Source organism: Streptomyces sp. NPDC005492 (genome assembly GCF_040605995.1).
In the GTDB taxonomy this organism is placed as follows: domain Bacteria; phylum Actinomycetota; class Actinomycetes; order Streptomycetales; family Streptomycetaceae; genus Streptomyces.
Genome location: NZ_JBEXDX010000064.1, coordinates 21668 through 35940, shown reverse-complemented (window position 1 = coordinate 35940; position 14273 = coordinate 21668). Strand labels below are relative to the sequence as shown.

Sequence of the window (14273 nt, the reverse complement as noted above, 5' to 3'; positions counted from 1 at the left end):
TGCCCCGTTCCGCCCCATGAGGCGGCACCGGAGGAGAACAGCACGAACGCGTCCAGGTTCATGCCGCCGGTCAACTCGTCCAGCAGCAAGGCCCCTTCGCCCTTGACGCGCAGTTCGAACGCGAGCTGTTCGGGCGTCATGTCCGCCACCGGTGTCAGTTCGCTGCCGACGCCCGCGGCGTGGACGACCGTGCGCAGCGGCACGTCGTCCGGTATCGCGGCGAGGACCGCGGCCATGGCCGCCCGGTCGGCGACGTCGCAGGCGTGCACGCTGACGCGGGCGCCGGACTGCTCCAGTTCGGCGCGCAGTTCGGCCGCGCCGGGCGCGTCCGGGCCGCGGCGCGAGAGCAGCACCAGGTGCTCGGCGCCGCGCTCGGCCAGCCAGCGGGCGACGTGGGCGCCGAGGCCGCCGGTGCCGCCGGTGACCAGGGCGGTGCCGCGGGTCCGCCACGCTTCGGCGGTGCCGTGCACCGCGGCGCGTGCGAGGCGGCGGGCGAGCACGCCCGAGGCGCGTACGGTGAGTTGGTCCTCGCCGTGGCCGCCGGTCAGCACGCCGCCGAGGCGGGCCGCGGCGGCGGGGTCGTACTGCGCGGGCAGGTCGGCCAACCCGCCCCACAGGTCGGGCAGTTCGAGTGCGGCGACCCGGCCCAGGCCCCAGACGGCGCCCTGCCACATGCCGTCGATGGCCTCGCCCGGGCGGGTGGTGACGGCGCCGCGGGTGAGCACCCACAGCGGTGCCGTGAGGCCGGCCGTGCGCAGCGCCTGGACCAGCAGGAGGGTGGCCGCAGGGCCGTCGGCGCCGGTGGGCGGCAGCCAGACGACGCCGTCGTACTGCTCCCCGGCGAGTTGTTCCGCGGTGGCGTCGGCCGGGGCGAGGACGACGGTGTCCGGGCCGAGGGCGTCGGCGACGCCGGCCGTCCACGGGTCGGCGGGGTCGGCGGCGACCGCGAGCCAGCGGCCGCCGGGCGGGCCCTGGCGCAGGCCGTCGACCGGCACCCAGGTCTGGCGGTAGGTCCAGTCGGCGGCGGCCGCTTCCCGCTTGCGGCGCTCGCGCCAGTCCAGCAGGGCCGGGGCCACCTCGGCGGCGACCTCGTCGGCCAGGCCGAGCGCGTCGGCCAGCCGCCCGCCTTCGACGTCGGCCCAGAACAGGGCGTCCAGCGGGTCGCGGCCCGCGGCCGGTTCCGGCAGGGCGTTCCAGTACCGGCGGTGCTGGAAGGCGTACGTGGGCAGGTCGACGCGGCGCGGGGGGTGCCCGGCGAACAGGCCGTCCCAGACGACGGGCACGCCGTGTGTGAACAGGTGGGCCGCCGAGGCCAGCATCCGGGCGGGGCCGCCCTCGTTGCGGCGCAGGGTGCCGGTGACGGCCGCGTCGGCGGCGATGTCGGGGTAGTGGGTGTCGAGGGTCTCCTGGAGCGCCACCGTCAGGACCGGGTGGGCGCTGGTCTCGACGAACGCGCCGAAGCCGTCCTCGACCATGGCGCGGGTGGTCTGCTCGAACAGCACGGGCGAGCGCAGGTTGCGGTACCAGTACTCGGCGTCGAGGGTGGCGGTGTCGACGAGGGCGGCGTCGACGGTGGAGTACATGGGGATGGTGCCGGCCCGGGGCCGCACGAAGGACAGTTCGCCGAGCAGCCGTTCGCGCAGGGGCTCCAGGGCGGGCGAGTGGGAGGCGGCCTCACCGAGGATGCGGGCGGGCACGTCGGCGGCGGCGCACTCGGCGAGGTAGGCCGTGACGTCGGCCATGCTGCCGGAGACGGTCACCGCGGAGCCGGAGTTGACGCCCGAGATGGACAGGTCGGCGTACTTGGCGATCTGCTCCTCCACGGCGGCCTGGCCAAGCTTGACGGTGGCGATGGCGCCGGTGCCGAGCAGGACGTTCTCGAAAATGTTGCCGCGCACCAGCACCACGCGGTAGGCGTCGGTGAGCGAGAGCGCGCCGGCCACGTGGGCGGCGGCGACCTCGCCCTGGGAGTGCCCGACGACGGCGGCGGGTTCGACGCCCATCGCGCGCCAGACCTCGGTCAGGGCGACCATCATCGTGAAGAAGACCGGGTGGTAGACGTCGATGCGCTTGAGCAGGTCCGCGGACTGCTCGGGGTGGCGCAGCACGTCCAGCAGCGACCAGTCGACCAGCGGGTCCAGCGCCTTGGCGCACTCCTCGACCTTCGCGGCGAACACCGGTGAGGTGGCGAGGAGTTCGGTGGCCATGCCGGCCCACTGCGAGCCCTGGCCGGGGTAGACGAACACGGCGCGGCCGTCGGCACGGGCGGCTCCGGTGACGGCGTTCGCGGCCGGTTCCCCGGCGGCGAGCGCGGCCAGTCCCGCGATCAGCTCGTCCCGGTCGGCGCCGACGACGACGGCGCGGTGGTCGAAGAGGGCGCGGGTGCGCAGCAGCGACCAGCCGACGTCGGCGGGGTCGAGGCCCGGGTCGTCCTGGACGCGTGCCAGCAGGCGGCCGGCCTGTCCGGCGATGGCCTTGGCGGTACGTGCGGACAGGGTCCAGGCCATGCTGGTGCGGGGCGCGAACAGGCCGGTGCCGTCGGCGGCGGGGGCGTCGTCGGCGGGGTCGGCGGGCGCGTCCTCGGGTGCGGCTTCGAGGATGACGTGGGCGTTGGTGCCGGACACGCCGAAGGAGGAGACGGCCGCGCGGCGCGGGTGCCCGGTTAGCGGCCAGGGCCGCTGCTCGGTGAGCAGCCGCACTTGGCCCGAGGTCCAGTCGACGTGCGAGGTGGGCTGGTCGGCGTGGAGGGTGGAGGGCAGTGCGCCGTGGCGCATCGCCTGGATCATCTTGATGACCCCGGCGACGCCGGCGGCGGCCTGGGTGTGGCCGATGTTGGACTTGATCGAACCGAGCCACAGCGGCTGGTCGTCCGGCCGGCCCTGCCCGTAGGTGGCGAGCAGCGCCTGCGCCTCGATGGGGTCGCCGAGCGTGGTGCCGGTGCCGTGCGCCTCGACGGCGTCCACGTCGGCCGGGGACAGCGAGGCGGCGCCCAGCGCCTGGCGGATGACGCGCTGCTGGGAGGGGCCGTTGGGCGCGGTGAGGCCGTTGGAGGCGCCGTCCTGGTTGACGGCGCTGGAGCGGACGACCGCCAGCACGGGGTGGCCGTTGCGCCGCGCGTCGGACAGCCGCTCCAGGACGAGGACGCCGACGCCCTCGCTGAAGCCGGTGCCGTCGGCGGTGTCGGCGAACGCCCGGCAGCGGCCGTCGGGCGACACGGCGCCGCCCTGCCGGCTGAACTCCACATAGGTGCTGGGGGTCGCCATCACGGTCACGCCGCCGGCCAGGGCGAGGGTGCACTCGCCGGAGCGCAGCGCCTGCCCGGCCCAGTGCATGGCCACCAGTGAGGAGGAGCAGGCGGTGTCCACGGTGACCGCCGGGCCCTCCAGGCCCAGGACGTAGGAGACCCGGCCGGAGGCGACGGCGCCGTTGGCGCCCAGGCCCGCCGAGCCGGTGCCCTCGGTGGCGTCCGGCTGGTCGGAGGCCGGGTAGTCGTGGTACATCAGGCCGGTGAAGACGCCGGTGGACGAGCCGGCGAGGGTGCGCGGGTCGATCCCGGCGTGCTCCAGGGCCTCCCAGGACACCTCCAGCAGCAGCCGCTGCTGCGGGTCCATCGCCAGCGCCTCGCGCGGGGAGATGCCGAAGAAACCGGCGTCGAAGTCCGCGGCGGCGGTGAGGAATCCGCCCTCGCGGGTGAGGGAGGTGTTCGGGCGCTCCCCGGTGGGGTCGTGCAGCTGCTCGACATCCCAGCCGCGGTCGGCGGGGAAGACCGACACCGCGTCGGTGCCCGAGGCGACCAGCTGCCACAGATCGTCGGGGCCGGCCACCCCGCCGGGGAAACGGCACGCCATGCCGACGACGGCCAGCGGCTCCCGGGATTTCGAATCGAGTTCCGAGAGTCGGTGCCGGGTTCGCTTGAGTTCCGAAGTCACTTTCTTCAGATACTCGAAGGACTTGTCGTCACTCATTATCGCTCCCACGGCCCCGAGCTGGTCGACGTCCGATACACGGTCGGCATATCAGGAAAACAAGAAGTCGTCTCCCGGTACGCTACCGACGCCCCAACCGCCCCGGTCCCCCTATCGGCCCCCTAGGAGCGTGTTTCAGTAACGGGGAAGCGTCTCCGTTGCTGTGGCCGGTGGATCGGCCACTGTGAAGACGGGTTCGACGATGGCCTTGCGGCGGCGGTAGGCGGCCCTTCCGGCGGGGTCCCTTTCTTACCCTCGGTGGCGTCGTGGGGCGCGCGATGCCGACGCACCCCGCCTGAGCTGGCCGGGAAGCAGCAGTTGGCGACGGCGGGCGTTAGGGGTGAAGCGCGGACTAGGGGTGACGGCCGGGCCCGGAGTTAGGGGTTTCGGCCGCCGAGGCGGGCACGGGATGATCGGTTGCGTCGTACTGAACAGTAGCCCCCGCGCCACCGGGCCATCATTGCCCTCGGACCCCCGACAAAAGGCGGCACCCCATTATCGGGAAGAGCCTCCCCGGTCGCATTCGGGCCGAATGTTAGGGGTGTCGGGCCGATTGCCCGCTCCCGTAGCTTCGTCCTCGTCATCCTGCATTCCAGGAATTTCGTCCGGCCCGAGGTGAGGCTACATGGAACCCATGACCGAGGCAGTTCTCCGGGGCGCCGACCCGGACGAGTTGAGCGGATTGCCGGTGCCCGAGGATTACCTCGCCGCACATCTGCGGCAGGAGGACGCGGGCGTATTCATGGGCATGGACAGCGCCGCAAAGGACGTACGCCAGTCGGTGCGCGTGGGCCGGGTGCCGATGCCGGAACTGGCGCCCGACGAGGTGCTGGTGGCGGTGATGGCCAGCTCGGTCAACTACAACACCGTGTGGTCGGCGATGTTCGAGCCGATCTCCACCTTCGACGCGCTCAAGCGGCTGGCCAAGGGCGGCGGTTGGGACGCCCGGCACGACCAGCCCTACCACGTGCTCGGCTCCGACGCCGCGGGCGTGATCGTCCGCACCGGCTCCGGGGTGCGCCGCTGGCACGTGGGCGACCACGTCTCCGTCTCCCCCGTGGTCGCCGACACCGAGGACCCCAGGACACACGCCGACAGTCTGCTCTCCGACATGCAGGCGTGGGGCTACGAGACCAACTTCGGCGGCATGGCCCACTACGCGGTGGTCCGCACCTGCCAGCTCATGCCCAAGCCCGGCCACCTCAGCTGGGAGGAGGCCGCCTGCATCCCGCTGTGCGGCGGCACCGCCTACCGGATGCTGGTCGGTGAGCACGGCGCCCGGATGAAGCAGGGCGACATCGTGCTGATCTGGGGCGCGACCGGCGGGCTGGGCTCGTTCGCCGTGCAGATGGTCAAGAACGGCGGCGGCGTGCCCGTCGGCGTGGTCAGCTCCGAGCACAAGGCGGAACTCGCCCGTCGGCTCGGCTGCGACGTGGTGATCAACCGCCAGGAGATCGGCATCGGCTCCCAGCCGGAGCCCGGAGCGGCCACGGTGAAGCTCGCCAAGCGGCTGGGCCGTGCGATCCGCCAGGAGGTCGGTGAAGACCCGCACATCGTCTTCGACTACATCGGCCGGGCCACCTTCGGCATGTCGGTGATCGTGGCCCGCCGCGGCGGCGCCGTCGTCACCTGCGGCTCCAGCTCCGGCTTCGAGCACAACTACGACAACCGCTACCTGTGGATGAACCTCAAGCGCATAGTCGGCAGCCACGGCATGAACCTCGCCGAGGCCACCGAGGCGATGCGGCTGAGCCGCCTCGGCAAGCTCTCCCCCGTGCTGTCCGCGGTGTACCCGCTGGCCGAAGCGGGCGAGGCGACCCGGCTGGTACAGACGAACGGGCACACCGGCAAGGTCGGCGTGCTGTGCATGGCCCCGGAGGAGGGCCTCGGCGTCACCGACCCGCAACTGCGCGCCCGGCTGGGTGAGCACACGCTCAACCCGCTCCGGTCCGCGTAATCCGGGCCCGCACCAGAGGCGTGCCACAGGTGACCGCCATGGACCTCGTCTCACCGGCCGAGATCGCCCCCACCCTGCCCGAGGCGCTGCGGACCAGGAGCGATCCAGCCGACCACGGCCCGTGACCCGCGAACCGACTCCGCCCTGTCCGTCCACGGACAGGGCGGAGGAACGCCCATGCGACGACGGTCAGCGGAACGTCAAGACGTTCCCAGGCTCCGAGGACGGCCTCGTGGACATCCGGCTGCAGGTGCGCGTGGCGCTGGGTGGCCTGGAAGCCCAGGACGTCAGGTTGCGATACCCCAAGGGGAACGACTCGCCACATGGACAGCAGGCGACCCGGGGTCCGGCGAGTCAGCACCGGGGCACAAGCCGCCCCGAAGCGGGACACCAGCCCAGTCAGGCAGGGGAAGTACGCGCCCACACCGCACACAACACACCCGCACAAAACCGCGGCTCAGGACGCCTTGCCCACCGGCTCCAGAATCGCCACGCACTCCACATGATGCGTCATCGGAAAGATGTCACCTTGGGACCGGGTGAGGAAAATCGCAGGTCAGACCTAGTTTTTCTACTCCAGGAAGGGGCTGTCAGGAGCTCGGAGCGTCAAATGAGCGTCACGGCGGAGAAGTAATGACGCCTACGGCGTACTGCGGCGAGGCGTTACACCGGCCGCCGTACCGGCCGTGGCCAGGATCAGTGTGAAGCGCTCGCACGGCGGACCATCGCGCATCGAGTCCAGTCCACGCTCCCATGGTGGCCTTCACGCCCGCAGACCTGCCACTCGTCGCCGGCCTGCCCTTGTTCAGGGAGCATGCACCGTCATCGGATGCACACCCATGGTTGGGTGTGGCTGAGACTGGCTACGGCGTGAGTCGGCCCCGGAGAAGGGTCGCCGTTGACGCCAACAGCCGTACGAGGCGGCCTGACGCGGCTCCATCTGCCGCTTGACCGTGCAGTTCCGGAAGTGGGACCACTTCGCACCGTCCTTGAACAGGCAACCAATCAGGTCCAGTTGTTGCCGTTTTGCCGGGGCCGCCGGCGGTCACCATAGCCATCCGAGATGGTGATCACGCAGCGAGTGCGAGTGCGTCGCGGCAGGGATGCGCCCCTCAGGCACGGGGCACCAAGGAGTGGCCGCCAGACGCGGACCGGCAGGCGGATCGTCGCGGTCTACGTCACCACCTACGTCAGCGTGTGGGCGCCCGTGGGAGGCGCTTCGCCAGCGCGGCCGCGAACTCCTCCGCCCGGGTCAGCTGGGTGCGCAGGTCCTGGACCCTCTGCTGTACGGCCTGCTCGAAGCCCCGGATCCGCTCCAGCAGTTCCTCGTGCTCCTCGGACGGCAGCTCCTCGCCGGAGTCGAGCCGGTCGGTGGCGTCGAGCAGGGCACGCATCTCGTCGAGGGCGAAACCGAGCGGCTTCATGCGGCGGATGATCATCAAGCGGGCGACGTCGGACTCGGTGTAGAGACGGAAGCCGCCCTGCGAGCGGGCAGAGGGGATGACAAGCCCGGTGTCCTCGTAGTGCCTGATGGTGCGCAGCGACAGCTCGGTCCGTGCGGCGACCTCGCCGATCTGCATGTGCTCGCTGCTCACACGGGGTGCCTTCCTTGTCTCTGGCTACGGCCGCGGGCGACCGACGCCGATCTCTACTCTAACGTTAGGGTAGAGTTGCCGCTGATATTGGGTCGGCCTGCCTGCCGCGCCCGTCCCCATGGCGCGGGGCGCCGTCCCGTGACCGTCACAGCCGTGTCGGGTCCGACGAAGCCCCCGGCGAAGGTTCGTCATCCGCAGGAGAGAGCGTGCGCATGTCCATGCCGCCCGGCACCGCCGTCTGCCCGCCATGATCCTTCGCGCCCGAACAGCACCCGGCCTCTCGTGAGTCGTCCGGCTGCTGCCCCTCGACTTCGGTCCGCGCCGCTCGCGGACCTCGTGGAGGACCGCCCCGGCCCTTCATGTCTTCCTGCGCGCCTGCCGTGATGCCGGGTGCGCCCGAGCACGACAGGTTCCTCATCTCTTGTCCTCCTCCGCACTGTCCCCGGCCGCGTGGTTGCGCGGCTCCCGGCGTCCGGACTGGCTGTCCGATCCGAAGGTGCTGCGCACCGAGGTACTGGCCGGTCTCGTGGTCGCCCTGGCGCTGATCCCGGAAGCGATCTCGTTCTCGGTCATCGCCGGGGTCGACCCGGCCATCGGCCTGTTCGCGTCCTTCACCATGGCCGTGACGATCGCGATCGTCGGTGGCCGACCGGCCATGATCTCCGCGGCCACCGGCGCCGTGGCCCTGGTCATCGCCCCGCTCAACCGCGAGCACGGCTTCGGCTACCTGGTCGCGACCGTCATCCTTGCCGGTGTCTTCCAAATCGTGCTCGGCGCGCTCGGGGTGGCGAAGCTGATGCGCTTCGTGCCGCGCTCCGTGATGGTCGGCTTCGTGAACTCCCTCGCCATCCTGATCTTCATGGCACAGGTGCCGGAGATGACCAGTGTGCCCTGGCCGGTCTATCCGCTGATCGCTGCCGGACTGGTGCTGATGGTGTTCTTTCCGAAGATCACGAGGGTGGTCCCGGCGCCGCTGGTGTCCATCGTCATCCTCACCGTGATCACGCTCGCGGCCGGCATCGCGGTACCGACCGTGGGCGACAAGGGCGACCTGCCCTCCTCGCTCCCCGTGCCCGGCCTGCCGGACGTGCCCTTCACCCTCGACACCCTGACGACCGTCGCCCCCTACGCGCTCGCCATGGCCCTGGTCGGCCTGATGGAGTCGCTGATGACCGCCAAGCTCGTCGACGAGATCACCGACACCCGCTCCTCCAAGACGCGCGAGTCCGTCGGCCAGGGCGTCGCCAACATCGTCACCGGCTTCTTCGGCGGCATGGGCGGCTGCGCCATGATCGGCCAGACGATGATCAATGTACGGGTCTCCGGTGCCCGCACCCGCCTGTCGACGTTCCTGGCGGGCGCGTTCCTGATGGTGCTGTGCATCGTCTTCGGGCCGGTGGTCTCCGACATCCCGATGGCCGCGCTCGTCGCCGTGATGGTCATGGTGTCGTTCGCGACCTTCGACTGGCACTCCATCGCCCCGAAGACCCTCAAGCGGATGCCCGCCGGAGAGATCGCCGTCATGGTGATCACCGTCGCGTGCGTAGTCACCACCAGCAACCTCGCCATCGGTGTGGTCGTCGGCTCCGTCACCGCGATGGTCATCTTCGCCAAGCGTGTCGCCCACCTCGCCGAGGTCACCGCCGTCACCGACCCCGACCACACCACCGTGGTCTACCAGGTCACCGGCGAGCTGTTCTTCGCCTCCTCGAACGATCTCGTCGGCCAGTTCGACTACGCGGGCGACCCTGACAGGATCGTCATCGACCTGTCCGCCGCGCACGTCTGGGACGCCTCCTCCGTCGCCGCCCTGGATGCCGTCGAGACCAAGTACGCCCAGCGCGGCAAGACCGTCGAGATCACCGGCCTGAACGAGCCCAGCGCCCACATCCACGAGACTCTCAGCGGTGAGCTGGCGGGCGGCCACTGACCAACGTACGCAGCACTCGGGGGCCACGAAGCAGAAGACTTCCCCGCGGCCCCTTCATGTTGCCCACGACTCCCCCGCACAAGGCTTTCGCGGCGTGGGCTCTGGGCCCGCGGTCTCCGGCCCTCCACCGCAGCCCCTGCTCCTTGCCACGGGGCGAGCCCGCGTCGGCGCGCACTCTCGTCCGCGGTTACGGCCGTCTCGATCAGCCCAGGAAATCTGCGGTCCAGGTCCTGCGCACGAAGGCGCGTGTACAGCCTGTTCCCGGCGTCGCGCTGATGCACCAGACCGGCTTCGCACGGCACTCGCCAGTGGTGAGTGCCGCGCGATCTGTCGACTCTCAGATCGAATCGGAGGCAGCACAGAGAAGCTCCTCGTCCGGCCGCGCAGTACGGATCAGGCGCAAAGCGCGGTCGGCCGGAAGGAGAAGAGCCATCTGGTGAGATACGGCGGGCTCGGTCCAGCAAACCGGCCGCGCCCGTCCCCTTCCCGACGCCCACCACCCCCGCCGTGCGCCGCCACAAGCGGCTGGAATGACGGCGCGCGCCACGAACCTCCCGCTACGGGCCGCAGCCGATCTGAGACTGCTGAGGGCCGCGTTGTTCTCAGCGGTGTGTGTGGCGCTGTCCGCGAGTGGACACGCTTTGGTCGCGGGAACCGGTATCCCCTGTGGTCCCTGGCGGTCGGCTGGGCCGCAGTGCTGTGCCTGGTGGATGCGCCGGCCGGACGGGAACGCTCACTGCCCGTATCTCGCTCGCCCTGCTGGCCGTGATCGGACTGACTGCACATACTGTTCTCGCTCGGGCAGGGAGCCACGACGTCGGCTCCAGCCGACCGTTCCGCTCGCGTCGTGGCTCTGGCCGAACGTAGAGGCCCATCTGCCGCTGGGCGGTGTCGGTGAGGCAGAACTGGTCGCCCAGTTCCGCGTGGACCTGAGGGTCGTCGAAGGTGAACGCAGCGGTGTGGTGGCCGAGGGAGCGCACACACCGCCGCTCCTCGCCGAAGACCATGGCACGCGCGGTGGAGTGCAGACCGTCGGCCCCCGACGAGGAGGTCGGCGTCTAGGACGTTGCTGTCGGTGAGGGTGACGCGGATGCCGTAGGTGCTCGGATCGATGCGTGCCGGGCCGACGCCGAAGCGCAGCCCCGCAGCGCAGGACAGCCTTTCCCTCAGCGCGAGTTCGAGGTCGGGCCTCATGACGCTCAGCGGGCGCCCGTTCAGTGGACGGGCGAACCGGTCGTAGCCGAGCCGGGCGCGGCACTGGCCGTACTCGTCCATGAAAGCCGTCTCGGAGACCGGATGGCTGAGTTCCTTCAGTCAGGGCAGCACGCCCGTGGACGCGGCCGCGTCGTGACCCGGACCGAAGAAGTCGATCACGTATCCCTCAGTGCGGGGCCGCGGCGCCTCCTCCAGGACCACGACATGCCAGCCGAGGACGTCGTGCAGGCGGCCGACCGGTGACAGTCAGCCGATACCGGCTCCACAGATCACTGCTCTCAGCGGTGCACATCGCCTCTTCCGCTCCGCGGGCGTCCACCCCTTACCTACTTTTGCACTACGCAAATTCCGGATGCCAAGGAGGCGCGACGTCGGCCGACTGGACCACGCCAGCCGGCCAGGCGACGAAGCACCCGACACGCAGGGCAGGCGCCCGGACTGTCGGTACGCGGGCGGCCGCCTTCAGGTCGGCCATCGGCGCCCCGCCCGCACCGGTGCCGCCCTGGCCACCGACCGGCCCACGCGACGCCCCCTTGACTCGTTTTGCATAATGCAAAGGTAAGGAAGGGGAATTGATGAGTGCCATCCAGGCATCCAAGGACGGGAATCGTATGACCAGCACCGCGACGAGCGGCTCGACTTCTCCACCGGCCTTCGTGGGTCTGCGCTTCGCCCCCTGGGGCTTGATGGTGCTGGCCGTGGCGATCGGGGCCGGTGCCGGCGCGGGCTCGGTCGTCTTCCGCTGGTGCATCAAGACCTTCACACATCTCTTCTCCGGCCACACCGACTACGCGGCCTCGCCCGGCGCAAGCAATCCGCACATGCCGTGGCTCGGGCCGTACTTCGTCGTCCTCGCCCCGGTGGTCGGCGGCCTGCTGTACGGCCCGCTGGTGAACCGGTTCGCCAAGGAGGCGCGTGGTCACGGGGTGCCCGAGGTGATGCTCGCGGTGACCCAACGCGGTGGGCGGATCAGCCCCAAGATCGCCGTGGTCAAGACCCTCGCCTCCGCCCTGACCATCGGCTCCGGCGGTTCGGTGGGCCGTGAGGGCCCGATCGTGCAGATCGGTTCGGCACTGGGCTCCACGCTCGGCCGCGTGACGAAGGTGACCGAGGGCCGGATGAAACTCCTGGTCGCCTGCGGTGCGGCGGGCGGCATCGCCGCCACCTTCAACGCACCGCTGGCCGGCGTGTTCTTCGCCATGGAGCTGATCCTGGGCACCTTCAGCGCGGAAGCTTTCGGCGCCACCGTGCTCGCCAGCGTCACCGCGAGCGTCATCGGCCGCGCCGCCTTCGGCGACACGGCCTTCCTGAACCTCCCCGACTTCCACGTCGACCACCTCACCCAGTACGGCCTGTTCGCGGCGCTCGGCATCGGTGCCGCAGTGGTGGGGATGGGATTCGCCCGGTTCCTGTACCTGATCGAGGACGCGTGCGACTGGCTCTGGCGCGGCCCGGAGTGGCTGCGTCCGGCGGCCGGCGGGCTGCTGCTCGGCCTGGTTCTGCTGGCCCTGCCGGAGATGTACGGGGTCGGCTACCCGGTACTGCAGAAGGCGACGGAGAGCGGCTACGCGATCGGCTTCCTGCTGCTGTTGCTGGTTGGCAAGATGCTGGCGACCAGCTTGACGATCGGCATCGGTGGCTCGGGCGGGGTGTTCGCCCCGAGCCTGTTCATCGGGGCGATGCTGGGCTCGGCCTACGGCATCGGCGTGCATCATCTGCTGCCCCGGTCCGCCGGCGCGGTGGGCGCGTACGCGCTGGTCGGCATGGGGGCGGTGTTCGCCGGTGCTGCACGCGCACCGATCACCGCCGTGGTGATCCTCTTCGAACTCACCGGCGAGTACTCGATCATCCTGCCCCTGATGCTGGCCATCGTGCTGGCCACCGCCACCAGCCACCTGCTGTCGGGCGACACGATCTACACGCTCAAACTGCGCCGCCGCGGCATCGACCTGGAAGGAGCCGCCCCTGGCGCACGGATCGGCACCCAACACGTCGGCTGCGTCATGGAACCGCTGCCCTCCGCCCTGCCCGCGTCGACGACGCTGGCGGACTCCGCCGACCTGCTGAGCCTGTCCGGCCACGGCGCACTCCCGGTGGTCGACGACAGCGGGCACTACGTGGGCGTGGTCACAGCACAGGCGGTCGCGGAGGCCCTGGCGGAACAGCCGGAGGACGCACCGACCCTGATCGGACAGCTCGCCGAAGCACCGGCGCCCGTCCTGGCCGACCAGCCCCTGGCCCAGGCGCTGCACATCCTCCTGTCAGCCGCAGGGACCGGCGTGCCGGTTCTCGACTCGGCCCACGGCAACCCGGTCGGCTGGCTCAGCCACCAGAGCGCCCTGCGGGCGGTGCACAGGACCGCCTGACAGCTTCCCGAAGAGGCTCGCGGCGGTATTTTGCTCTATGCAAAAATTGGTACGCGGAACTTCGACGGACGGACTACTCCAGGGAGGTCGGCCATGCACACAGAGCATGTCCAGCGCTCGTACTCGTTCGCATGTCTCGTCTGCGGGTACGGCTGGGAGGACACGTACGACATCGACGTGACCGTGGACGAGTACGCACGAATCACCGCCGCCTACCAACTTGACGGCAAGCGCGTACCGTCGCCGTTGCAGTCGCCCTGCTGTCCCGCCTGCGAGAGCCGCAAGGTACGCATCATGCGGCCGGGACGTGTCGCCTCGGCCCGCCTGCACGAGAGGTGATGCCGATGGAGTCCCATCACCACCCTCCGGCGTGACTGGAGACACTGGGCCAGGTCGCTCTCGCCGTGGCGGGGGCGAGCACCCTGGCGATCGCGGCGGACATGGCGCTGCGCGGCTACCGGCAGCGCATACGGATCATGCATGTGGTGCACCCGGTCACGGCCCTGCGCCGAGGCCGGCACCCCTCTGGTTCTACACCCGCCACGGTCGACGTACGTCCCGTCCGGTGATCGAGCGGGAGGGCGAGCCCGACCCGGAGAAGCCGCCGGAATGGGTCACTTCCGCCAAGGCCGTCAGCCACCGCGGTGCCGGGTGCGTACTGGGCGACATCGGAGGCGAGTGACTGGTCCGGGCGACCGGTCTGACGATCGCGAGGAAGCTGCTGTGCGCCGACTTCCTGCTGGACTTCGGCTTCGCCTGGCTGCTGGGCGTCGACTTCCAGTACTTCACGATCGCACCCATGCGCGACACAGGACGTCCGGGCCGCCATCAAAGCCGAGACGTTCTCCATCGTCACGTCCCAGTCGGCCTGTTCACGGGGAGGTGGGTCTACCAGGAGACCCTCTTCCCGCCGGGCCCGGCGAAGGCCACGGCGTCGTACTGGCTGCTGATGCGGCTCGCCATGGCCGTCGGTTTCTTCACGGCCTGGCCGGTCAACGGCGGGCCGGTCAGAGCCGGCTGGAAGAACGGATGTGACCTCATCCGAGGTCGCCATCGATCATCAAGAAGATCAAATGGCAGCCATTCGGCATGCGGAGCCGATCGCTGGCGGCTGGCACACCTGCGCCGTGATGACGCGGCTGTACGCCGACCACTACGTCAGCAAGGTCGCGAGCCTCACATCCCTGGCGTCGACGAGCTGCGCCAGGTGAGAGGGAATGAATAGGTGGCATGATGCAAGCTTTA

9 protein-coding genes and 1 pseudogene are annotated in these 14273 nt (G+C 70.5%); 7 read left to right on the top strand and 3 right to left on the bottom strand.

Annotated elements, in window-relative coordinates; translation table 11 throughout:
* Positions 1–3965, bottom strand: a 3965-nt coding sequence (locus tag ABZT04_RS42395) for a type I polyketide synthase (protein WP_356065019.1), incomplete at its 3' end; no start/stop codon positions are given.
* Positions 3966–4590: 625 nt separating this feature from the next.
* Here ABZT04_RS42395 and ccrA point away from each other — a divergent pair.
* A complete protein-coding gene (ccrA, locus tag ABZT04_RS42390) occupies positions 4591–5922 on the top strand; it encodes a crotonyl-CoA carboxylase/reductase (RefSeq protein ID WP_356065017.1) in 1332 nt (443 codons plus the stop codon).
* 1190 nt (positions 5923–7112) lie between these two features.
* Here ccrA and ABZT04_RS42385 read toward each other — a convergent pair.
* Entirely contained in the window at positions 7113–7517 is a 405-nt protein-coding gene (locus tag ABZT04_RS42385; protein WP_356065015.1) for a MerR family transcriptional regulator, read from the bottom strand.
* A gap of 436 nt (positions 7518–7953) precedes the next feature.
* Between ABZT04_RS42385 and ABZT04_RS42380 the strand changes: the two genes are divergently transcribed.
* The 5 genes and pseudogenes from ABZT04_RS42380 to ABZT04_RS42360 form a co-directional block, all read left to right on the top strand.
* Positions 7954–9447 (top strand): SulP family inorganic anion transporter, encoded by a 1494-nt coding sequence (locus ABZT04_RS42380; RefSeq protein ID WP_356065023.1) that lies wholly within the window; start codon positions 7954–7956, stop codon positions 9445–9447.
* 1901 nt (positions 9448–11348) lie between these two features.
* Positions 11349–13028, top strand: a complete 1680-nt coding sequence (locus tag ABZT04_RS42375) for a chloride channel protein (RefSeq protein ID WP_356065021.1) — start codon at positions 11349–11351, stop codon at positions 13026–13028.
* A gap of 93 nt (positions 13029–13121) precedes the next feature.
* Complete coding sequence (locus ABZT04_RS42370) at positions 13122–13367, top strand: hypothetical protein (protein WP_356065012.1); 246 nt, start codon at positions 13122–13124, stop codon at positions 13365–13367.
* A 65-nt stretch (positions 13368–13432) separates the two neighbouring features.
* Positions 13433–13597 (top strand): hypothetical protein, encoded by a 165-nt coding sequence (locus tag ABZT04_RS42365; protein WP_356065010.1) that lies wholly within the window; start codon positions 13433–13435, stop codon positions 13595–13597.
* A 113-nt stretch (positions 13598–13710) separates the two neighbouring features.
* Positions 13711–13992: pseudogene (locus tag ABZT04_RS42360) on the top strand (hypothetical protein); the annotation flags it as partial.
* Here ABZT04_RS42360 and ABZT04_RS42355 read toward each other — a convergent pair.
* A complete protein-coding gene (locus ABZT04_RS42355; protein ID WP_356065008.1) occupies positions 13917–14069 on the bottom strand; it encodes a hypothetical protein in 153 nt (50 codons plus the stop codon). The pseudogene ABZT04_RS42360 and the gene ABZT04_RS42355 sit on opposite strands and share 76 nt — an antisense overlap.
* A gap of 32 nt (positions 14070–14101) precedes the next feature.
* Here ABZT04_RS42355 and ABZT04_RS42350 point away from each other — a divergent pair, with 32 nt between their 5' ends.
* Positions 14102–14239: a hypothetical protein gene (locus ABZT04_RS42350; RefSeq protein ID WP_356065006.1), complete on the top strand. Its 138-nt coding sequence runs from the start codon at positions 14102–14104 to the stop codon at positions 14237–14239.
* Positions 14240–14273 lie beyond the last annotated feature (34 nt).